13 protein-coding genes, 4 tRNA genes and 3 rRNA genes are annotated in these 21,535 nt (G+C 52.0%); 18 read left to right on the top strand and 2 right to left on the bottom strand.

Annotated elements, in window-relative coordinates; genetic code table 11:
• Positions 1-83: 83 nt before the first annotated feature.
• From QUD59_RS05740 to QUD59_RS05715, 6 genes are all read left to right on the top strand, one after another.
• Positions 84-1,624 (top strand): 16S ribosomal RNA (locus QUD59_RS05740).
• 220 nt (positions 1,625-1,844) lie between these two features.
• Positions 1,845-1,921, top strand: a tRNA-Ile gene (locus tag QUD59_RS05735).
• 89 nt (positions 1,922-2,010) lie between these two features.
• Positions 2,011-2,086 (top strand) — tRNA-Ala (locus tag QUD59_RS05730).
• Positions 2,087-2,282: 196 nt separating this feature from the next.
• Positions 2,283-5,167 (top strand): 23S ribosomal RNA (locus QUD59_RS05725).
• Between the two features lie 141 nt (positions 5,168-5,308).
• Positions 5,309-5,424 (top strand): 5S ribosomal RNA (gene rrf, locus QUD59_RS05720).
• Together the 16S, 23S and 5S rRNA genes with 2 tRNA genes alongside form the textbook arrangement of a ribosomal RNA operon.
• Before the next feature lie 436 nt (positions 5,425-5,860).
• A complete protein-coding gene (locus QUD59_RS05715) occupies positions 5,861-6,670 on the top strand; it encodes a substrate-binding periplasmic protein (protein WP_286240144.1) in 810 nt (269 codons plus the stop codon).
• 67 nt (positions 6,671-6,737) lie between these two features.
• On the opposite strand, the gene QUD59_RS05710 is transcribed toward QUD59_RS05715, so the two are convergent.
• Positions 6,738-8,711, bottom strand: a complete 1,974-nt coding sequence (locus tag QUD59_RS05710) for a methyl-accepting chemotaxis protein (protein WP_286240143.1) — start codon at positions 8,709-8,711, stop codon at positions 6,738-6,740.
• Positions 8,712-9,024: 313 nt separating this feature from the next.
• Here QUD59_RS05710 and carA point away from each other — a divergent pair, with 313 nt between their 5' ends.
• The 3 genes from carA (at position 9,025) to greA (ending at position 13,943) form a co-directional block, all read left to right on the top strand.
• Positions 9,025-10,158, top strand: a complete 1,134-nt coding sequence (carA, locus tag QUD59_RS05705; RefSeq protein WP_286240142.1) for a glutamine-hydrolyzing carbamoyl-phosphate synthase small subunit — start codon at positions 9,025-9,027, stop codon at positions 10,156-10,158.
• A 96-nt stretch (positions 10,159-10,254) separates the two neighbouring features.
• A complete protein-coding gene (carB, locus tag QUD59_RS05700; RefSeq protein WP_286240141.1) occupies positions 10,255-13,464 on the top strand; it encodes a carbamoyl-phosphate synthase large subunit in 3,210 nt (1,069 codons plus the stop codon).
• A gap of 2 nt (positions 13,465-13,466) precedes the next feature.
• Positions 13,467-13,943 (top strand): transcription elongation factor GreA, encoded by a 477-nt coding sequence (gene greA, locus QUD59_RS05695; RefSeq protein WP_286240995.1) that lies wholly within the window; start codon positions 13,467-13,469, stop codon positions 13,941-13,943.
• A 63-nt stretch (positions 13,944-14,006) separates the two neighbouring features.
• On the opposite strand, the gene QUD59_RS05690 is transcribed toward greA, so the two are convergent.
• Positions 14,007-14,309 (bottom strand): YhbY family RNA-binding protein, encoded by a 303-nt coding sequence (locus tag QUD59_RS05690; protein ID WP_286240140.1) that lies wholly within the window; start codon positions 14,307-14,309, stop codon positions 14,007-14,009.
• Between the two features lie 135 nt (positions 14,310-14,444).
• Here QUD59_RS05690 and rlmE point away from each other — a divergent pair, with 135 nt between their 5' ends.
• The 9 genes from rlmE to rimP all read left to right on the top strand — a co-directional run bounded on the left by rlmE (position 14,445) and on the right by rimP (position 21,532).
• Positions 14,445-15,065, top strand: coding sequence for a 23S rRNA (uridine(2552)-2'-O)-methyltransferase RlmE (rlmE, locus tag QUD59_RS05685; protein ID WP_286240139.1), 621 nt, complete (start codon positions 14,445-14,447; stop codon positions 15,063-15,065).
• Between the two features lie 102 nt (positions 15,066-15,167).
• Positions 15,168-17,126: an ATP-dependent zinc metalloprotease FtsH gene (gene ftsH, locus QUD59_RS05680; protein ID WP_286240137.1), complete on the top strand. Its 1,959-nt coding sequence runs from the start codon at positions 15,168-15,170 to the stop codon at positions 17,124-17,126.
• A 79-nt stretch (positions 17,127-17,205) separates the two neighbouring features.
• Positions 17,206-18,078 (top strand): dihydropteroate synthase, encoded by an 873-nt coding sequence (gene folP, locus QUD59_RS05675; RefSeq protein WP_286240136.1) that lies wholly within the window; start codon positions 17,206-17,208, stop codon positions 18,076-18,078.
• Positions 18,075-19,436, top strand: a complete 1,362-nt coding sequence (glmM, locus tag QUD59_RS05670) for a phosphoglucosamine mutase (RefSeq protein ID WP_286240135.1) — start codon at positions 18,075-18,077, stop codon at positions 19,434-19,436. Before folP ends, glmM begins: the two co-directional genes overlap by 4 nt.
• 29 nt (positions 19,437-19,465) lie before the next feature.
• Complete coding sequence (gene tpiA, locus QUD59_RS05665; RefSeq protein WP_286240134.1) at positions 19,466-20,221, top strand: triose-phosphate isomerase; 756 nt, start codon at positions 19,466-19,468, stop codon at positions 20,219-20,221.
• Positions 20,222-20,236: 15 nt separating this feature from the next.
• Complete coding sequence (secG, locus tag QUD59_RS05660; protein ID WP_286240133.1) at positions 20,237-20,623, top strand: preprotein translocase subunit SecG; 387 nt, start codon at positions 20,237-20,239, stop codon at positions 20,621-20,623.
• A 17-nt stretch (positions 20,624-20,640) separates the two neighbouring features.
• A tRNA-Leu gene (locus tag QUD59_RS05655) sits at positions 20,641-20,727 on the top strand.
• A 52-nt stretch (positions 20,728-20,779) separates the two neighbouring features.
• Positions 20,780-20,856 (top strand) — tRNA-Met (locus QUD59_RS05650).
• 220 nt (positions 20,857-21,076) lie between these two features.
• Entirely contained in the window at positions 21,077-21,532 is a 456-nt protein-coding gene (gene rimP, locus QUD59_RS05645; RefSeq protein ID WP_286240132.1) for a ribosome maturation factor RimP, read from the top strand.
• Positions 21,533-21,535: the final 3 nt, after the last annotated feature.

Genomic DNA, 21,535 nt, shown 5'->3' with positions numbered 1-21,535 from the left:
AATAGGTTTAACGTTCTTAAGAATGTTATCCGGTTGTTTAGTACTAGAGCCCGTTACCACATTCCTGGTAACACATATGATTTAAACTGAAGAGTTTGATCATGGCTCAGATTGAACGCTGGCGGCAGGCCTAACACATGCAAGTCGAACGGTAACAGGACTAGCTTGCTAGTTGCTGACGAGTGGCGGACGGGTGAGTAACGCGTAGGAATCTACCAAGTAGTGGGGGATAAGCCAGAGAAATTTGGTCTAATACCGCATACGTCCTTCGGGAGAAAGCAGGGGCTCTTCGGACCTTGTGCTATTTGATGAGCCTGCGTGAGATTAGCTTGTTGGTGAGGTAATGGCTCACCAAGGCAACGATCTCTAGCTGGTCTGAGAGGATGATCAGCCACACTGGGACTGAGACACGGCCCAGACTCCTACGGGAGGCAGCAGTGGGGAATATTGCACAATGGGCGCAAGCCTGATGCAGCCATGCCGCGTGTGTGAAGAAGGCCCTAGGGTTGTAAAGCACTTTCAGCAGTGAGGAAAGGGGTGTAGTTAATACCTGCATCCTGTGACGTTAACTGCAGAAGAAGCACCGGCTAACTCCGTGCCAGCAGCCGCGGTAATACGGAGGGTGCGAGCGTTAATCGGAATTACTGGGCGTAAAGCGCGCGTAGGTGGATTGGTCAGTCAGATGTGAAAGCCCCGGGCTCAACCTGGGAACTGCACCTGATACTGCCAGTCTAGAGTACGGTAGAGGGTAGTGGAATTTCCTGTGTAGCGGTGAAATGCGTAGATATAGGAAGGAACACCAGTGGCGAAGGCGACTACCTGGACCGATACTGACACTGAGGTGCGAAAGCGTGGGGAGCAAACAGGATTAGATACCCTGGTAGTCCACGCCGTAAACGATGTCTACTAGCCGTTGGGGGACTTGATCTTTTAGTGGCGCAGCTAACGCGATAAGTAGACCGCCTGGGGAGTACGGCCGCAAGGTTAAAACTCAAATGAATTGACGGGGGCCCGCACAAGCGGTGGAGCATGTGGTTTAATTCGAAGCAACGCGAAGAACCTTACCAACTCTTGACATCCTGCGAACTTGCTAGAGATAGCTTGGTGCCTTCGGGAACGCAGAGACAGGTGCTGCATGGCTGTCGTCAGCTCGTGTTGTGAAATGTTGGGTTAAGTCCCGTAACGAGCGCAACCCTTGTCCTTATTTGCCAGCACGTAATGGTGGGAACTCTAAGGAGACTGCCGGTGACAAACCGGAGGAAGGTGGGGACGACGTCAAGTCATCATGGCCCTTACGAGTTGGGCTACACACGTGCTACAATGGCCGGTACAGAGGGCCGCGAACCTGCGAGGGTAAGCTAATCTCAGAAAACCGGTCGTAGTCCGGATTGGAGTCTGCAACTCGACTCCATGAAGTCGGAATCGCTAGTAATCGCGAATCAGAATGTCGCGGTGAATACGTTCCCGGGCCTTGTACACACCGCCCGTCACACCATGGGAGTGGATTGCACCAGAAGTAGCTAGCTTAACCTTCGGGAGGGCGGTTACCACGGTGTGGTTCATGACTGGGGTGAAGTCGTAACAAGGTAGCCCTAGGGGAACCTGGGGCTGGATCACCTCCTTAACGAATGCCGCGTCTCGGCAAGCGTTCACACGAATTATCTGATCAGAAAGTGAAGAGAGCGGAAAGGTAGCTACTAAGTCTGTAGGCTAAGTGGTTTATTTGCCTGGATTTTTGCGAAGAGCAAGGCGCGGGCTGAGCGAATGAGGGAGTGTACATAAGTACATGACCGAATGAGCGAAGGCAGCAACGCCGCACTGCGTAAAAAGACACGCAAAGAAATAGGCTTGTAGCTCAGCTGGTTAGAGCGCACCCCTGATAAGGGTGAGGTCGGTGGTTCAAGTCCACTCAGGCCTACCAAATTTCCACAATGCTGCGTTGTGGCACGACTCGCATAGTACACTATGCTTCGCCGTCCCACGCCTTGTCTTGTGAAAATTACGCTGTATGGGGCTATAGCTCAGCTGGGAGAGCGCCTGCTTTGCACGCAGGAGGTCTGCGGTTCGATCCCGCATAGCTCCACCATTACTCTTAAGAGTTTTAAAACATAACGCATACTGATGCCTTATCTTTTAAAGCTTTTGCTTTAAACGCTCTTTAACAATTTGGATTTGATTCATTTGATTTAGATTTGACATGTAGATTTTCTACATGCGCCAATTCGGCGAAATCTATCGTTACTTTTACAAGTTACTGTGATCCAGACGCCTTCGGGTTATATGGTCAAGTGACTAAGCGTGCACGGTGGATGCCTTGGCAGTCAGAGGCGATGAAGGACGTTGTAGCCTGCGATAAGGCTAGGGGAGTCGGCAAACAGGCTTTGATCCTAGCATTTCCGAATGGGGAAACCCACCTGTTTACAGGTATCTTATAGCTGAATACATAGGCTATAGGAGGCGAACCCGGGGAACTGAAACATCTAAGTACCCGGAGGAAAAGAAATCAACCGAGATTCCCTAAGTAGCGGCGAGCGAACGGGGACCAGCCCTTAAGCGGTATTGTAGTTAGCAGAACACTCTGGAAAGTGTGGCCATAGTGGGTGATAGCCCCGTATGCGAAAACTTATATACCGTGAAATCGAGTAGGACGGCGCACGTGAAACGCTGTCTGAATATGGGGGGACCATCCTCCAAGGCTAAATACTCCTGACTGACCGATAGTGAACCAGTACCGTGAGGGAAAGGCGAAAAGAACCCCTGTGAGGGGAGTGAAATAGACCCTGAAACCGTGTACGTACAAGCAGTGGGAGCCGTTTTCGGACGGTGACTGCGTACCTTTTGTATAATGGGTCAGCGACTTACTTTTAGTGGCAAGGTTAAGCGTTTGCGGAGCCGTAGGGAAACCGAGTCTTAATAGGGCGTCCAGTCGCTAGGAGTAGACCCGAAACCGAGTGATCTATCCATGGGCAGGTTGAAGATGCGGTAACACGCATTGGAGGACCGAACCGACTGTCGTTGAAAAGCCAGCGGATGACTTGTGGATAGGAGTGAAAGGCTAATCAAACTCGGAGATAGCTGGTTCTCCTCGAAAACTATTTAGGTAGTGCCTCATGTCTCACCATTGGGGGTAGAGCACTGTTTCGGCTAGGGGGTCATCCCGACTTACCAACCCGATGCAAACTCCGAATACCAATGAGTGCAATCATGGGAGACACACGGCGGGTGCTAACGTCCGTCGTGGAAAGGGAAACAACCCAGACCGCCAGCTAAGGTCCCAAAGTTCATACTAAGTGGGAAACGATGTGGGAAGGCTTAGACAGCTAGGAGGTTGGCTTAGAAGCAGCCACCCTTTAAAGAAAGCGTAATAGCTCACTAGTCGAGTCGGCCCGCGCGGAAGATATAACGGGGCTAAGTATGACACCGAAGCTGCGGATGCCATTTATGGCATGGTAGAGGAGCGTTCTGTAAGCCGTTGAAGCTCAAGCCGTAAGGCAGGGTGGAGGTATCAGAAGTGCGAATGCTGACATGAGTAACGATAAGGGAGGTGAAAACCCTCCCCGCCGGAAGACCAAGGGTTCCTATCCAACGCTATTCGAGGTAGGGTGAGTCGGCCCCTAAGGCGAGGCTGAAGAGCGTAGCCGATGGGAAACAGGTTAATATTCCTGTACTGCTCACAACTGCGATGGGGGGACGGAGAAGGCTAGGCCAGCGCGGCGTTGGTTGTCCGCGTTTAAGGTAGTAGGTTGAGTGCTTAGGTAAATCCGGGCGCTTAAGACCGAGAACTGATGACGAGGTCCCATGTGGACTGAAGTGGTTGATGCCATGCTTCCAGGAAAAGCCTCTAAGCTTCAGGTTGTGACTAACCGTACCCTAAACCGACACAGGTGGTCAGGTAGAGAATACTAAGGCGTATGAGAAAACTCGGGTGAAGGAACTAGGCAAAATGGCACCGTAACTTCGGGAGAAGGTGCGCCGCTGATGGTGATGAGACTTGCTCTCTAAGCTGTTGGCGGTCGAAGATACCAGGTGGCTGCGACTGTTTATTAAAAACATAGCACTCTGCAAACTCGAAAGAGGACGTATAGGGTGTGACGCCTGCCCGGTGCCGGAAGGTTAATTGATGGGGTTAGCGTAAGCGAAGCTCTTGATCGAAGCCCCGGTAAACGGCGGCCGTAACTATAACGGTCCTAAGGTAGCGAAATTCCTTGTCGGGTAAGTTCCGACCTGCACGAATGGCGTAACGATGGCCACACTGTCTCCACCCGAGACTCAGTGAAATTGAAATAGCTGTTAAGATGCAGTTTACCCGCGGCTAGACGGAAAGACCCCGTGAACCTTTACTACAGCTTCACAGTGGACTTTGATATTACTTGTGTAGGATAGCTGGGAGGCTTTGAAACCTTGTCGCCAGATAAGGTGGAGCCAATCTTGAAATACCAGCCTGGTAATATTGAGGTTCTAACCCAGGTCCCTAAGCGGGATCGGGGACATTGTGTGGTGGGTAGTTTGACTGGGGCGGTCTCCTCCCAAAGAGTAACGGAGGAGCACGAAGGTACCCTCAGCATGGTCGGAAATCATGCAATGAGCGCAAGAGTAGAAGGGTGCTTGACTGCGAGACAGACACGTCGAGCAGGTACGAAAGTAGGTTCTAGTGATCCGGTGGTTCTGTATGGAAGGGCCATCGCTCAACGGATAAAAGGTACTCCGGGGATAACAGGCTGATACCGCCCAAGAGTTCACATCGACGGCGGTGTTTGGCACCTCGATGTCGGCTCATCACATCCTGGGGCTGAAGCCGGTCCCAAGGGTATGGCTGTTCGCCATTTAAAGTGGTACGCGAGCTGGGTTTAGAACGTCGTGAGACAGTTCGGTCCCTATCTGCCGTGGGCGTTTGAGATTTGAGAAGAGTTGCTCCTAGTACGAGAGGACCGGAGTGAACGAACCTCTGGTGTTCCGGTTGTGATGCCAATTGCATTGCCGGGTAGCTATGTTCGGACGGGATAACCGCTGAAAGCATCTAAGCGGGAAGCCTCCTTCAAGATGAGATCTCACTGGGACCTTGAGTCCCCTAAAGGGCCGTTTAAGACTAAGACGTTGATAGGCGGGGTGTGGAAGCGCTGTGAGGCGTTGAGCTAACCCGTACTAATTGCCCGTGAGGCTTGACCATATAACGCCCAAGGCGTTTGGCAAGTGACTTGTAAGTGCGAAAGCACGACGATAGAGAGTAACGAATTGACGGTATGTAGAAAGCAGTCAAAACTCTAAATCAAATACTAAGAAGAATCAGATCCGAGTTGTAACAGTTTTGCTTGGCGACCATAGAGTTGTGGAACCACCTGATTCCATCCCGAACTCAGACGTGAAACGCAACATCGCCGATGGTAGTGTGGGGTCTCCCCATGTGAGAGTAGGTCATCGCCAAGCATCTAATTACGAAGAACCCCTATCGCTTACGCGGTAGGGGTTTTTTCGTTATTGGATCGGATGATCTTCGGTCACTGCAACGGCGCCCGCAGGGGCTGCAACCGTGTTTCTGATCATGGTAGGTCATCACAGACAGCCGCCTGCAAAACACCGGTAGTTAACAGACTCCGTAGGGTGCCAATAGCGAAGCGTATTGCACCGATAACGCCGATTCTTGCCAACCCTACCGACAAAGCACCGGGTTACGCTACGCTAACCTAGCCCACGTAGTTAACAGCTTCTGTAGGGTGCGAATAGCGAAGCGTATTGCTCAGTCGTCCAGTAGATCGTACCTATCCTAAAAAAATAGACCTAAAGTTACTTGCGGGGTTTTTGGATTGATTCCTATACTGAATTCATCTGCAATGTTGCATAGATTTATAGGTGTGAGTGTTTCATGTTGTTGAATATTAAACGCTTTGTCTTTTTTTTAGGGATGGCAGGGGTGCTTCTGGCATCGAATTTGTCCGCGGCGGAGCTTGGTTGTAAGCGACTGACGGCCACCGGAAACGCTGAATATCCGCCGTATCTCTGGCGGGCGGATGATGGTACTAAGTCGTTGTTGGGCGCGAATCGCCTGATTATGGATGAAATCGCCCGTCGCCTTGAAATTGAGATCGACCTGCAAGATGTGGGTTCCTGGGCCCGGGCTCAGGAGGTGATGCGGACCGGGAAGGTTGATCTTATCGCGGGGGCTTTCTATACGATTCCGCGTATCCAGTATATGGACTATGTTTATCCGGCTTTTCTTGATACCACCAGTGTGGTCTGGCGTAAGGCTGGCTCGGCGATGACTTACGGGCAGTGGCCCGATCTGAAACAGCATAAGGGTGTGACCGTGATTAATAACAGTTTTGGTCAGGACTTCGATGAATATGCGAAGGCTGAGCTTGATCTGTTGTATGTGGCGTCATTAAAGCAGGCGTTTACCATGGTGCAACGGGGTCGTGCGGAGTATGCGCTGTATGAGAAAAACCCCGGGCTGGCCTATGCCGGGCTGCTGGGGTATTCGGAGGCATTTGACGTACTCGATCCGCCTATCAGCAGTGAAGGGCTGTACCTGACTGTCTCCCATCAGTCGGCCTGTAATACCGGGGTGCTACGCGGGGCTCTGGCTAAAACTGTGCAGGAGATGATTGCGGATGGCTTTATGCAGCAGGCGCTGCAGCAGGGGTTGGCGGACTGGCGTCAGTTTTCGGCTAAGTGATGCTTTATTGCTGAGTGTAAAGTTGAGTGCAAAAAAAGCCCGGTCTGCAGACCGGGCTTTTTAATGGTCAGTGTAACTGGCTGACGAGCTGGGTGAGTTGCTCGTTAGCTTGCGCGAGTTTGGCTGCCTGCTGTTTGTTGGTCTCGGCTGCAGCGATGGAGTACTTGGTCAGAGAGTTAGAGGTTTCAACGGTCTCTGTGATCTCGCTGGTGACGGAGGTCTGTTCCTCAGTAGAGGATGCGATCAGCGCGCTCATATCGTTAATTTCATCGATTGACTGTCGGATGTCATCAAACGCCTGTTGAGCTTCCTGTGCCAGTTTGACGGTCTGCAGCGCAGCTTGCTGCTGAATCTGCATCTTACTGACCGTCTCTTCGGTCGTATTGCTGAGACGGTTGGTAATAGCCTGTATCTCATCCGCGGATTTGGCCGTGTTGGCCGCCAGATTGCGGACTTCGTCGGCTACGACTGCAAAGCCGCGACCGGTTTCGCCGGCCCGGGCTGCTTCAATAGCTGCGTTAAGTGCCAGCAGATTCGTCTGTTCAGCAAAGCCCTGAATGACGCCGAGAACGTTCTGAATGGCAATAGAGTCATTCTGGAGCTCATTCAGCGATGTGGCGGTAGCTGCGATTTCGTCATTCAGACGATCAATATACTCCCGGGTCTTCTGGATCTGTGTGGCGCCATTGGAGGCCTGCTCTGACGTATTCTGGGTCGTGCAGCTTGTCTGGCTCGCGCGGGTCGCTACCTCGCTGAAGGAGGCGTTCAGTTGTGTGATCTGAACCACCGCGCTCTCTGAGGCCTGACGTTGCTGGTTGATTGAGCTTTCCAGTTGATCAGCCTGTGTCACTGCCTGATGCTGAAGATGTTTGAGGTTTTCAGTTTCAGTGCGAATGTTGCTCAGCAGATTAGCGAAGAACGTCTGTAGCCGGGTTATGGAGGCGTTCAGGCTCTGGGCTTCACTGATATTCGATTGTATCGACAGGTTACTGCTGAAATGGCCATGCGATAGCTGGTCGATAAAGCCCGTGGTTCTGATCAGAATACCGCCAAGGCGCTGAAGCAGGAAGTTCATTGAGATGCCGGTTACGATAATCAGGACAATACAGATGCCCATAAGATAGTAGACGGACATGCGGGTTTCGTCATAGCGGCTGACAATGGCTTCTGCCACCACGGCTACCGACGCGTTCAGATCGCTGATGGCGGTTTCGGCATTCAGATTGGATTGTTTTTTCTGCTCGCTCAGAAGGCGGGCATTTTCCAGTTCTTTGGGGTAGCGGTTAATCTGGCTGCGAACCGTCGCAATAGGGTCGTCGGCGATTTCAGCCTGGCTGGCGGTGCTTTCTTCATCGCTGGCGATACCCAGCAGAGTAGACAGATCATCCGAATCTTCTTCGCTGGTCCGATAGATGCCCAACCGCTGTAGCTTTTCCAGCTCATTACTGCGTTGGCTGAGTTTCTCCAGAATGAAGCTGATCTGCTGATAGCTCTCATCGCTTGCGGTCTGGAAATAACTCTGGCGGCTGTGGCTCAGGTGGAGGAGGTTCTGCTGCAACCGGACCAGCTTATCGAGATACTGCTGCTGCAGGTTGCTCTGATACGGCGCTGCCTGTGAGGCATAGTCCTGAAGTTGGTCGATGGCGTCACTCAGTTCACGCTCATTGTGAATAAGTAGCTGTTCCGGCTGTGCCAGTTTTCCTGCTGCGCGCAGTTCGAGTAAGGTGTCGCTGCCGATGCTTTCCAGCCGGCCGCTGACGTCGCTCGCCACTTCAGGTGGCAGGCTTTCTTCCGTCAGGGCCTGCAGTGCCTGCAGGTTGTGCTCGATAGCGCTCAGCAGCGTAGCATCGCCGGTCATCAGATAGGTCGCCACGGGTTTTTCCAGTTGCGCCTGTACCTCCTGTTTATAGGCGTAATACTGGTCTTTTTGCTGGAAGGCGCTATCCAGCTTGTCGAGAGACCAGACGATCGCCGCAGCGAGGAGTACAACGATCAGCGCCAGTGTGGCACCAGCTAGACGGGTAATGGCAGAAATTTTCATGTCCAACCTTAAAAATTCTAAGTACTGAAATGGCAGGAATAAATGGGGTGAGTGCTTTTTACTACGAAACTGTGACAGTTGTATGAATCGGGTTTTAGCCCCAACTTATTTTTATGCAGGGTTTGGTGTGATTTTTGCGGGCTTGAATAGACATAATGAGGGTTTATGGCTTAGAATACAGCCGGTTTGCCTGGAGCAAACGTTTACACAGATTTTCCAAACAAGGAAGCGAGGTTGAATTTCGATTTTACCTCGCTTTTTTGCACGTATCGTTTCTGATTTTGTTGTTGCGCATTTACGCGGGGAGGTTCAATTGGCGAGACCAGCCATTCTTGCTCTTGAAGACGGAAGCATTTTCAAGGGCTTAGCCATTGGCGCAGACGGTCTGTCTAGCGGCGAGGTTGTATTTAACACCTCTATGACGGGTTACCAGGAGATTCTGACGGATCCATCTTACTGTCGTCAGATTGTTACCCTGACTTACCCTCATATCGGTAATACGGGTACTAACACTGAGGATGAAGAATCCTCCCGTACCTGGGTTGCCGGTCTGGTTATTCGTGATCTGCCTCTGGTAGCGAGTAACTTCCGTAACGAGAAGAATCTCGATGACTACCTGAAAGACAACAACATTGTCGGCATTGCTGATATTGATACCCGCCGCCTGACACGTATTCTTCGTGAAAAAGGCTCCCTCAACGGCTGCATCATGGCCGGCGATATCGATGAAGAGAAAGCGCTGGCTGAAGCTAAAGCTTTCCCGGGTCTGAAAGGTATGGATCTGGCTCAGGTTGTTACCACAGAGTCTTCCTATGAGTGGAACTCCTCTACCTGGAAACTGGGTGAAGGACATGCGGAGATGAACCCTGCTGAACAGCCGTTCCACGTAGTGGCTTATGACTACGGGGTTAAGCGCAACATTCTGCGGATGCTGGTCGAGCGCGGTTGCCGTCTGACGGTTGTACCGGCGAAAACGCCTGCAGCCGAAGTGCTGGCACTGAATCCGGATGGTGTTTTCCTGTCCAACGGACCGGGCGACCCGGAGCCTTGTGACTATGCAATCGAAGCGATTCAGGAGATCTGCAAAACCGATCTTCCCGTATTTGGTATCTGTCTGGGTCATCAGTTGCTGGCTCTTGCTTCCGGAGCTAAGACGGTGAAGATGAAGTTTGGCCATCATGGTGCCAACCATCCGGTACAGGATCTGGACAGTAAGCAGGTCATGATTACCTCCCAGAACCACGGCTTTGCGGTGGATGAAGATGCACTGCCAACCACTGTTCGTGCAACGCATAAATCACTGTTTGACGGATCACTGCAGGGTATTGAACGTACCGATCGTGCCGCATTCAGTTTTCAGGGTCACCCAGAAGCAAGCCCGGGCCCGCATGATGTGGCGCCACTGTTTGACCGCTTTATTGCGGATATGCGTGCTGCCAAGGCTTAAGGCCGCTCTGCCCTGACGGGCTAAAGAAACGATACAAGGCAGGTGTGAATTGTCCACCTGCCTCAGCTACTAACTGATACGACTGGTTTATTACTGATGCCAAAACGTACGGACATACAAAGTATTTTGATTCTGGGTGCCGGCCCAATTGTTATCGGTCAGGCATGTGAGTTTGACTATTCGGGTGCGCAGGCGTGTAAAGCGCTGCGTGAAGAGGGTTACCGGGTTATTCTGGTGAACTCTAACCCTGCAACGATCATGACTGATCCATCTATGGCCGATTCTACCTATATCGAGCCTATCAACTGGAAAACAGTTGAACGGATTATTGAGAAAGAGCGCCCCGATGCTCTGCTGCCTACCATGGGTGGTCAGACCGCACTGAACTGTGCGCTGGACCTTGAGCGCGAAGGTGTGCTCGAGAAGTTTGGTGTTGAGATGATCGGCGCCAACGCTGATACCATCGATAAAGCAGAAGACCGCGACCGCTTCGACAAGGCGATGAAGAATATCGGCCTGGAATGTCCGCGTGCTTCGATCGCACACAGCATGGAAGAAGCGCTGCAGGTTCAGGCGCAACTGGGCTTCCCTTGCATTATTCGTCCGTCCTTTACGATGGGTGGTACCGGTGGTGGTATTGCCTACAACAAAGAAGAGTTCATCGAAATCTGTGAGCGTGGTCTGGATCTGTCTCCAACCAGCGAGCTGCTGATCGATGAATCCCTGATCGGCTGGAAAGAGTACGAGATGGAGGTTGTACGTGACAAAAACGACAACTGCATCATCGTCTGCTCTATCGAAAACTTCGATGCTATGGGTGTACACACCGGTGATTCCATCACTGTGGCGCCTGCTCAGACTCTGACCGATAAAGAATACCAGTTGATGCGTGACGCTTCTCTGGCGGTACTGCGTGAAATCGGTGTTGAAACCGGTGGTTCCAACGTACAGTTCGGTGTGAACCCGGAAGATGGCCGTGTGGTTGTTATCGAGATGAACCCACGTGTATCCCGTTCTTCTGCGCTGGCGTCCAAAGCAACGGGCTTCCCGATCGCTAAAGTCGCTGCGAAACTGGCGGTGGGTTATACCCTGGATGAGTTGCAGAACGACATTACCGGTGGTGCAACGCCGGCTTCTTTTGAGCCGTCTATAGACTACGTTGTTACCAAGATTCCTCGCTTTACCTTTGAAAAATTCCCGCAGGCCAATGACCGCCTGACCACACAGATGAAATCTGTGGGTGAGGTGATGGCGATTGGTCGTACTCAGCAGGAATCCCTGCAGAAAGCCCTGCGTGGCCTTGAAGTGGGTGCAACCGGCTTTGACCCGATCGTGGATCTGGAAAGCGAAGATGCGCGCGCGATCATTGTTCGTGAAATGAAAGAGCCGGGCGCAGAGCGTATCTGGTATCTGGGTGATGCATTCCGTCTGGGTATGAGCGTTGAAGAGCTGTACGAAATCAGCGGTATCGATCCGTGGTTCCTGGTACAGGTTGAAGATATCATCAAAGACGAGCAGCGTGTGTCTGAGATGGCCATGTCTGATCTGGATAAAGATTCGGTTTATCGTCTCAAGCGCAAAGGCTTCTCTGACGCGCGTCTGGCTACGCTGCTGGGTGTGTCTGAAAAACAGTTCCGTAAACACCGTCAGGGTCTGGATGTACGTCCGGTCTATAAGCGTGTGGATACCTGCGCTGCCGAGTTCTCTTCTGATACTGCTTACATGTACTCAACCTACGAGGAAGAGTGTGAAGCGAACCCGTCTGACCGTGAAAAAATCATGGTTATCGGCGGTGGCCCGAACCGTATCGGTCAGGGTATTGAATTCGATTACTGCTGCGTACACGCAGCGCTGGCAGCGCGCGATGATGGTTTTGAGACCATCATGGTGAACTGTAACCCTGAAACCGTATCTACTGACTACGATACCTCCGATCGTCTGTTCTTCGAGCCGATTACGCTGGAAGATGTTCTGGAGATCGTTAATGTCGAGAAGCCAAAAGGCGTTATCGTACAGTACGGTGGCCAGACGCCACTGAAACTGGCGGTTGCGCTTGAGCAGGCGGGTGTGCCGATTATCGGTACTTCTCCTGAAGCGATTGACCGTGCAGAGGATCGTGAACTGTTCCAGCAGATGCTGAAACGACTGGGTCTGAAACAGCCGGATAACGCGACAGTTCGTTCTATGGAAGAAGCAGTAATCGAAGCTGAAAAGCTGGGTTACCCGCTGGTTGTTCGTCCATCCTATGTACTGGGTGGACGTGCGATGGAGATTGTTTACAAAGAGGAAGAGCTGCGCCGCTACATGAATACTGCGGTACAGGTGTCTAACGACGCACCGGTTCTGCTGGATCACTTCCTGAATGCAGCGATCGAAGTGGATATCGACGCAGTTTGCGACGGTGAAACGGTTGTGATTGGTGCCATCATGCAGCATATCGAACAGGCGGGCGTCCACTCCGGTGACTCTGCGTGTTCACTGCCGCCATACAATCTGGCGGAAGATGTGCAGAATGAAATGCGTGAAATGGTACGCAAGATGGCGCTGGAACTGGGCGTTGTCGGTCTGATGAATACTCAGCTTGCGTATCAGGACGGTGAGATCTACGTGATCGAAGTTAACCCGCGTGCATCCCGTACTGTACCGTTTGTTTCCAAGTGTATAGGTGTTTCTCTGGCGAAAATCGGTGCGCAGGTGATGGCAGGTAAAACGCTGGCAGAGCTGGGCTTTACTGAAGAGATCGTGCCAAAACTGTTTAACGTGAAAGAAGCGGTGTTCCCGTTCAACAAGTTCCAGGGTGTTGACCCGATTCTGTCACCGGAGATGAAGTCTACCGGTGAGGTCATGGGTGTGGGCGCAACCTTCGGTGAAGCGTTCATGAAAGCGCATATCGGTGCTGGCGACAAACTGCCTAAGCCGGGTAAGGCGTTCGTATCTGTTCGCGAAGCGGATAAAGCGAATGTGCTGAATGTGGCTAAACAGTTGGTTGAACTGGGCTTTAAACTGGTGGCTACCAAAGGCACTGCGCAGTTGTTGACTGACAACGGTGTTGAGGTTGAGCTGGTGAACAAGGTGAAAGAGGGTCGTCCTAATATCATCGATATGATTAAAAACGACGAAATCGTTTACATTGTTAACACCACGGAAGGCCGTAAGGCGATTGAAGACTCTGCCGACATCCGTCGCAGCGCGCTGCAGCACAAAGTGCCCTACACCACAACGCTGGCGGGCGCCGAAGCGGTGGTTATGGCGCTTCAGTTCGGCGAAGAGAAAGAAGTTCGTCGTGTACAGGATCTGGGAGCGTGAGCGTGAATCGAGTACCAATGACCGCTGCGGGTGAAGCAGCGCTTCGGACAGAGCTTGATCAGCTTAAAACTGAAGACCGCCCACGGGTGATTGCTGCAATTGCAGAAGCCCGTGAGCATGGTGACCTGAAAGAGAATGCTGAGTATCACGCTGCGCGTGAACAACAGGGTTTTATTGAGGGGCGGATTCAGGAGCTGGAAGCAAAGTTGTCTAACTGTCAGGTGATCGATGTCACTTCGATCCCTCACACAGGCAAAGTGATCTTTGGCACGACAGTCACCATTATCAACCTGGATACTGATGAGACGAAAACTTATCAAATCGTAGGCGATGATGAAGCGGACATTAAAGCCAATAAGATCTCGGTAAACTCTCCGATTGCCCGCGGTCTCGTGGGTAAAGAGGAAGGTGATATCGTCAATATTCAGACGCCGGGTGGTGCTGCTGAATATGAGATCGAAGAGGTCGCTCATATCTGAGCAGGCTGTGAATAAAAAGGGTGCCATCGGCACCCTTTTTTGTATTCAGTAAGTAACCAAGACTCAGCGCAGCAGGTTGGAAAGCTTTGGGTTTGGTTCTTCGGCTTTGCGATAGATCAGAGCGATATGGCCGATCTCCTGGATCAGCTCAGCTTCAACAATCTCGCATAGCTGACGAATCAGCTGCTTTTTAACTTCACGGTCACCAACGGCAAACTTCACCTTGATCAGTTCGTGGTCTTCCAGAGCACGGTCTACCTCAAGCTGAATCGCTTCTGTCAGGCCTTTTCCTGCTACAGTTACAATAGGATTCAGTTTGTGGCCCAGCGTGCGGTAATGCTTCTTTTGCTCAGGATTCAAGCTCATATTAAAATACGTTGCCTCAAGTTTGGCTGGACTCAGGAATGAGTCGGGATCAGCAGATTCAATAGGACAATTTTACCTGAGTTGTACCGCTCTGAGTAGCGGGTGACCGGTTCAATCATTAAGAGCAGATTCTCCGTGGCAAAATCGACAAGCAGTGAACGCTGGCTAAAAGAACATTTTGATGATCATTATGTCAAAAAATCAAAGGAGCTCGGTTACCGTTCCCGGGCCAGTTTCAAACTGATTGAACTGGATGAAAAGGATAAGTTGTTCCGTCCGGGGATGACCGTTGTGGATCTGGGTGCAGCGCCGGGTGGCTGGTCCCAGATTGCGGCGGAGCGGGTTGGTGACAGGGGGCGTGTCGTTGCCTCGGATATTCTGCCGATGGACAGTATGGCGGGTGTGGAATTTGTGCAGGGAGATTTTACCGAAGAGGAGGTGTTGCAGAGAATCCTCAATGCTCTGGGAGATGAGCCGGCAGACCTTGTAATTTCAGATATGGCCCCCAATATGAGTGGTATGTCTGCGGTTGACCAGCCAGCGGCGATGTATCTGGTTGAGCTGGCGCTGGATATGGCGCGTGAAGTATTAAAGCCCGGTGGTAATTTTGTCGCAAAAGTATTTCAGGGCGAAGGTTTTGATCAATATATGCAGGATATGCGTACCAGTTTTCAGAAGGTGGTGACGCGTAAACCTGACTCATCCCGCTCCCGCTCCCGTGAGGTTTATCTGTTAGGCAAAGGGTTTAAGGGTTAAAGCGGGTTTTAGGTAGTCAACTGTGGCTGCATAGTATAGTGTTTAGCGTTTGGGCGGAAAGCTAAGCTAAATCAGCAAATTGAGGGTATTCCATTGAATGATATGGCGAAAAATCTGGTTCTTTGGCTGGTGATCGCAGCGGTATTGCTGACTGTATTTAATAATTTTAATGAGGGCAGCGAGTCTCGCCGCCTGAGCTATTCAGATTTTGTCAAAGAAGTACAGGATGACCGGGTCACCAAAGTGGTCATCGACGGGTACATTATTCAGGGACAGCGCAGCAACGGCGAGATGTTCGAGACCGTTCGCCCGGCGTTGCAGGACCCGAAACTGGTTGATGATCTGATCAATCATAATGTGATCATTGAAGGTAAGCAGCCGGAACAGCAGAGCATCTGGACGCAGTTGCTGGTCGCTTCTTTCCCTATTCTGGTGATTATCGCTGTTTTCATGTTCTTTATGCGCCAGATGCAGGGCGGGGGCGGCAAAGGCGGCCCGATGTCATTCGGCAAATCTAAAGCCCGTATGATGAGCGAAGATCAGATTAAAACGACCTTTGATGATGTAGCGGGCGTTGAAGAGGCCAAAGAGGACGTACGCGAACTGGTCGACTTCCTGCGTGATCCCGGTAAGTTCCAGCGTCTGGGCGGACATATTCCCCGCGGCGTTCTGATGGCAGGCAGTCCGGGTACCGGTAAAACGCTGCTGGCAAAGGCGATTGCCGGTGAAGCCAAAGTACCGTTTTTCAGTATCTCCGGCTCTGATTTCGTTGAGATGTTTGTGGGTGTCGGTGCCTCACGTGTCCGTGACATGTTTGATCAGGCGAAAAAGAATGCGCCATGCATTATTTTCATCGATGAGATTGATGCCGTAGGCCGTCACCGTGGTGTCGGTATGGGCGGCGGTAATGACGAACGCGAGCAGACCCTTAACCAGTTGCTGGTAGAGATGGATGGTTTTGAAGGTAACGAAGGCATTATCGTTATCGCCGCGACTAACCGTCCTGATGTGCTGGACCCTGCACTGCTGCGTCCCGGTCGTTTTGACCGTCAGGTACACGTTGGCCTGCCGGATATCCGTGGTCGTGAGAAGATTCTTAAAGTCCACATGCGCAAAGTGCCGCTGGGCGAAGATGTGAAACCTGAGCTGATTGCGCGGGGGACACCGGGCTTTTCCGGTGCTGATCTGGCAAACCTAGTGAACGAAGCAGCACTGTTTGCTGCACGGGCGAGTAAGCGCACCGTCAGCATGGAGCAGTTCGAAAAGGCAAAAGACAAGATCATGATGGGTGCCGAGCGCAAATCCATGGTGATGTCTGAAAAAGAGCGTCTGAACACGGCTTATCATGAGGCGGGCCATGCGATTGTTGGTCGTATGATGCCGGAGCATGACCCGGTGTATAAAGTATCGATTATTCCGCGCGGCCGTGCGCTGGGTGTGACCATGTTCCTGCCTGAGGAAGATCGCTACAGCCACAGTCGTCAGTCTATTCTGTCGAACATCTGCTCGCTTTACGGCGGACGTATTGCTGAGGAGATGACGCTGGGTAAAGAGGGCGTGACCACCGGTGCATCCAACGATATTCAGCGTGCGACCTCGTTTGCCCGCAATATGGTAGCGAAGTGGGGCTTAACAGATGAGTTGGGCCCACTGCTTTACGATGAAGAAGAGTCCGATCCATTTAACCGTGGTTACGGTCAGGGGGCGAAGCCGCTGGCTGAGGAAACGCAGCGTCGTATCGACACGGAAACCCGTCGTATTATCGATGAGTGTTACCAGAAAGCAGAACAGATTCTTAAAGATAACCGCGATATTCTGGAATCTATGTGTCAGGCTCTGATGAAGTATGAAACCATCGATAGTCAGCAGATTGATCAACTGATGAATCGTGAACCGGTTTCTGCGCCTGAAGGCTGGGTAGACGAAGATAAAGGCGACAATGGCAAGGGCAGTGCTTCACCGGCAGCAGAAGCGGAAGCCGAAGCGGGGCCGGAAGGTAACGCTGATTCAGATCGTACGGATCCGGATGTGCCTGATTCACCGGATAACAATATCCACTAACCCGTAGTGGAAACAGATAAAAGGCTGGCTTGGAAAAGCCGGCCTTTTTTAATGCTTTTGATAACGGCTGACTGAAACCATGCACCAACTTGTTTGCGGGAAACGCACGCTTGATCTGACTAAAACCCACGTGATGGGGATTGTAAATGTAACCCCGGATTCCTTCTCCGATGGTGGCCGCCTTTACACCGGTAAGGCGCTGCTGCTGGATAAAACAATGCAGATCGCCGCACAGATGGTTGCTGATGGCGCTACCCTGCTGGATATTGGCGGGGAATCGACCCGTCCGGGTGCTGCCGCTGTCAGTTTGCAGGAGGAGATGGATCGGGTACTGCCCGTGGTTGAAAAAATCGCTGCTGAGCTGGATGTAGTGATCTCCGTGGATACCAGTAGTCCGGAACTGATTACGGCTGCGGCTGCCAGTGGCATGGGGTTGATTAATGATGTCCGTGCGCTGGGGCGTGAGGGAGCACTGCAGGCCGCAGCGGATACCGGCTTGCCTGTTTGCCTGATGCATATGCAGGGCAGCCCGGCGACAATGCAGGATCAGCCTGAGTATGCAGATGTACTGGATGAAGTAGAGGCGTTCCTGCAGCAGCGGATTATGGATTGTGCAGCCGCAGGTATCAGCAAAGATCGCCTGATTCTTGATCCGGGTTTTGGTTTTGGCAAGACGGTAGAGCATAATCTTCGTTTAATGAATAACCTGGATCGGCTGAGAAAACCGGGCCTGCCTCTACTGATCGGGACATCACGTAAGTCGATGATTGGTCAGACACTGGGGCGTGAGGTAGGTGATCGCCTGGCCGGCAGTCTGGCAACAGTGGCCTCAGCAGTGATGCAGGGAGCAGAAATTATCCGTGTACATGATGTGGCGGAAACGGTTGATGTGGTAAGAATGACCCGGGCGATTATGGCTGAGTCGCCAGAGCAAGTTGAGGAACAACTATGAGTAAGCGTTATTTTGGAACAGATGGGATTCGTGGCAAGGTGGGGCAGTTCCCCATAACCCCGGACTTTGTTCTGAAGCTGGGGTGGGCTGCGGGGAAAGTCTTTTCCCGTGAAGGTCACAGCAAAATACTGATCGGCAAAGATACGCGTATCTCTGGCTATATGTTTGAGTCTGCGCTCGAAGCGGGGCTCTCTGCCGCGGGCGTTGATGTGTTACTGACCGGGCCAATGCCAACGCCGGCGGTGGCTTATCTGGCGCGGACATTCCGTGCGGATGCCGGCATTGTGATAAGTGCTTCGCATAACCCGTTTTATGATAACGGCATCAAATTCTTTTCCGCTGCGGGTACCAAGCTGCCGGATGAGATCGAGCAGGCGATTGAAGCGCAGATGGATATCGCCATGACCACAGTGGATTCAGCAGAGCTGGGTAAGGCGCGGCGTATTGATGATGCCGCAGGGCGTTATATTGAATTCTGTAAGGCCACGGCAGGTGGTATCAGCCTGAAGGGGCTGCGTATTGTTCTCGATTGCGCTAATGGCGCTACCTATCATGTGGCGCCAGCTGTATTTTCTGAGCTGGGTGCCGAAGTAGTGCAGATCGCTTCCTCTCCCGACGGGCTGAATATCAACGAAGAGTGCGGTGCCACTGCAACCGGTCGGTTGCGTAAAGTTGTGATGGCAGAGCAGGCCGATATGGGGATCGCGCTGGATGGGGACGGTGATCGCGTGATCATGGTAGACCAGCAGGGTGAAGAGGTAGACGGTGATGAGTTGCTTTATATCATTGCCGAACAGATGCGGCGTGAAGGTAGCTTTAGCGGTGGAGTGGTCGGTACATTGATGACCAACTACGGGCTTGAGCAGGCCTATGCACGGGAGAACATTCCGTTCCTGCGGGCTAAGGTCGGTGACCGCTATGTCATGGAGCAGCTTGATGAACAGGGCTGGTTGCTGGGAGGCGAGAGCTCCGGGCACATTGTCTGTCGTCACCTTACGACCACCGGTGATGGAACGGTAGCCGCTTTGCAGGTGCTCAAAGCGATAGTCGAAACCGGCCGTTCACTGACCGAGCTGCGCGCAGGTATGGCAAAATTGCCGCAGAAAATGATCAATGTGCGCATGGAGCGAAAAGTGAGTATTGAGGGCGTGGCTGCGATTGATAGCGCCGTGGCCGCCGTAGAGGCAAAACTGGCCGATAGCGGCCGGGTCTTGCTGCGTCCATCCGGAACGGAGCCGGTTGTGCGGGTGATGATTGAAGGGGAAGATCCGGAGCTGGTCGGGAGCCTCTGTAAGCAATTGGCTGATGATGTGGAAAAAGCACTGAAGGCGCTTGAAACTTCCGGGGAAGCCAGTTAATATTTGCGCCTCTTTTGACGGGGGTATCAATGCGTAAAGCCTTAGTAGCCGGAAACTGGAAGATGAATGGCGATACTGACTTTATTAATGAGTTGGTTAATTCGTTGGTCAATAGTTCCGCCGCTTCGGTCAATGCAGACGTGCTTCTGTGCCCGCCAGCAGTATATCTGGCGCAGGTTAGCAGCCTCACAGCCGAATCCGCGATTCAGCTGGGTGCACAGAATGTCAGTGAGCAGGCCAACGGCGCCTTCACTGGTGAGATATCCCTGGCAATGCTCCAGGATCTGGGATGTGAATATGTGATTCTGGGCCACTCTGAGCGTCGTAGCCTTTACGGTGAAAACGATCAGTTGGTTGCTGAAAAATTTGTTGCAGCCGTAGCTGCGGGTGTGAAGCCAATCCTTTGTGTTGGTGAAACGCTCGAGGAGCGGGAGCAGGGCGAAACCATGCAAGTGGTTGCGCGCCAGCTAAACGCAGTGATTGAAGCAGCCGGTATTGATAAGTTTGCTGATGCTGTCATCGCCTATGAGCCTGTTTGGGCAATAGGAACCGGAAAAACAGCGACCCCTGAGCAAGCTCAGGAAGTCCATGCTGAGATTCGCCAGATTCTGGCGCAGAACAGTGTTGAGATTGCAGATAAACTGCGTATCCTTTACGGCGGCAGCGTCAATGCAGCAAATGCTGCGGAGCTGTTTGCGAATGAGGATGTTGATGGAGGCCTGGTAGGCGGTGCCTCTCTCAAAGCAAATGATTTCATTGCCATCTGCCAGGCGGCAGGTGCATAAACAGACGGTTCAGAGATGGAAACAGTAGTTCTGATTGTACATGTGCTGTTAGCAGCGGCTGTTATCGGCCTGATTCTGCTTCAGCAGGGTAAAGGTGCTGAGGCTGGCGCTTCTTTCGGAGCGGGTGCTTCTCAGACCGTTTTTGGTAGTTCGGGTAGCGGTAACTTCCTGTCGCGTATGACTGCGATTGTGGCGGCCGGTATCTTTGCAACCAGTTTTATTCTGGCTGTTTATGCCAAGAATAAAGCTGACTCTGTCAGTGATGCAGGAATCCCTTCTGCCGAGTTGATTGAAAGCCAGGCTGCAGAAGCCGCGGCTGCTCAGGAAGCTCAGCTGCCTGCATTGGAATCTTCTGAACCAGCGGCTGCGCCTGCTGAATCAGATATTCCGAAAGCAGACTGACAGCACACAAGTTTGTTGCCCAAGTGGTGGAATTGGTAGACACGCTATCTTGAGGGGGTAGTGGCCGTCAGGCCGTGCCGGTTCAAGTCCGGCCTTGGGCACCATTATCATCTTGATAAAGGTGTTGGGTGCAGATACAATTTGCACTCGTTTTGATGCGGGGTGGAGCAGCTTGGTAGCTCGTCGGGCTCATAACCCGAAGGTCGTTGGTTCAAATCCAGCCCCCGCTACCAACCTTATTAAGTCTGTATCCGGTTGCGGCCGGGTATGTATACGTAAGGCCCCTTTTAAGGGGCTTTTTCGTAGCTGTAAAGTGGCGAAAACATGAGTTTCGTTGCGAAAAGGGAATGGGTCATTAGACCCATTTTTTGTTTTTAAATTTCACGAAACTTAATCTAACTATTTGTTACATAGTAGGTTTTGTTGCGTAGTGTTAGTACAGGTGGGCTATTCGTGTCAGCGAAAATGAAACTTTTACAGGAGTTGATTGAACCCTCGGTTACCGCACTGGGGTTTGAGCTCTGGGGTATTGAGTTTCTCTCACAGGGAAAACACAGCACCCTGCGGGTGTATATCGATTCTGAGAACGGCATTAACGTAGACGACTGCGCTAAAGTCAGCCATCAGGTCAGCGGTATTATGGATGTAGAAGATCCGATTGCCGGAAACTACACCCTTGAGGTGTCCTCCCCGGGTATGGACCGTCCCCTTTTTACTCTGGAACAGTTCGCAGATTATGCCGGCCATCAGGTGCAGGTGAAATTGCGAATTGCGTTTGAGGGTCGCCGTAAGTTTAAAGGCGTACTCAATGGTGTTGAAGGCGAAGACATACTGGTCGTGGTCGACAATGAAGAATATATGCTGCCAATCGATTATATCGATCGGGCAAACATTATCCCTCAGTTCTAAACG

The sequence above is a fragment of the Neptuniibacter halophilus genome (genome assembly GCF_030295765.1).
Taxonomy (GTDB): Bacteria; Pseudomonadota; Gammaproteobacteria; order Pseudomonadales; family Balneatricaceae; genus Neptuniibacter; species Neptuniibacter halophilus.
The sequence above is the reverse complement of the archived record's forward strand: the minus strand, read 5'-3'. Positions and strand labels throughout refer to the sequence as shown.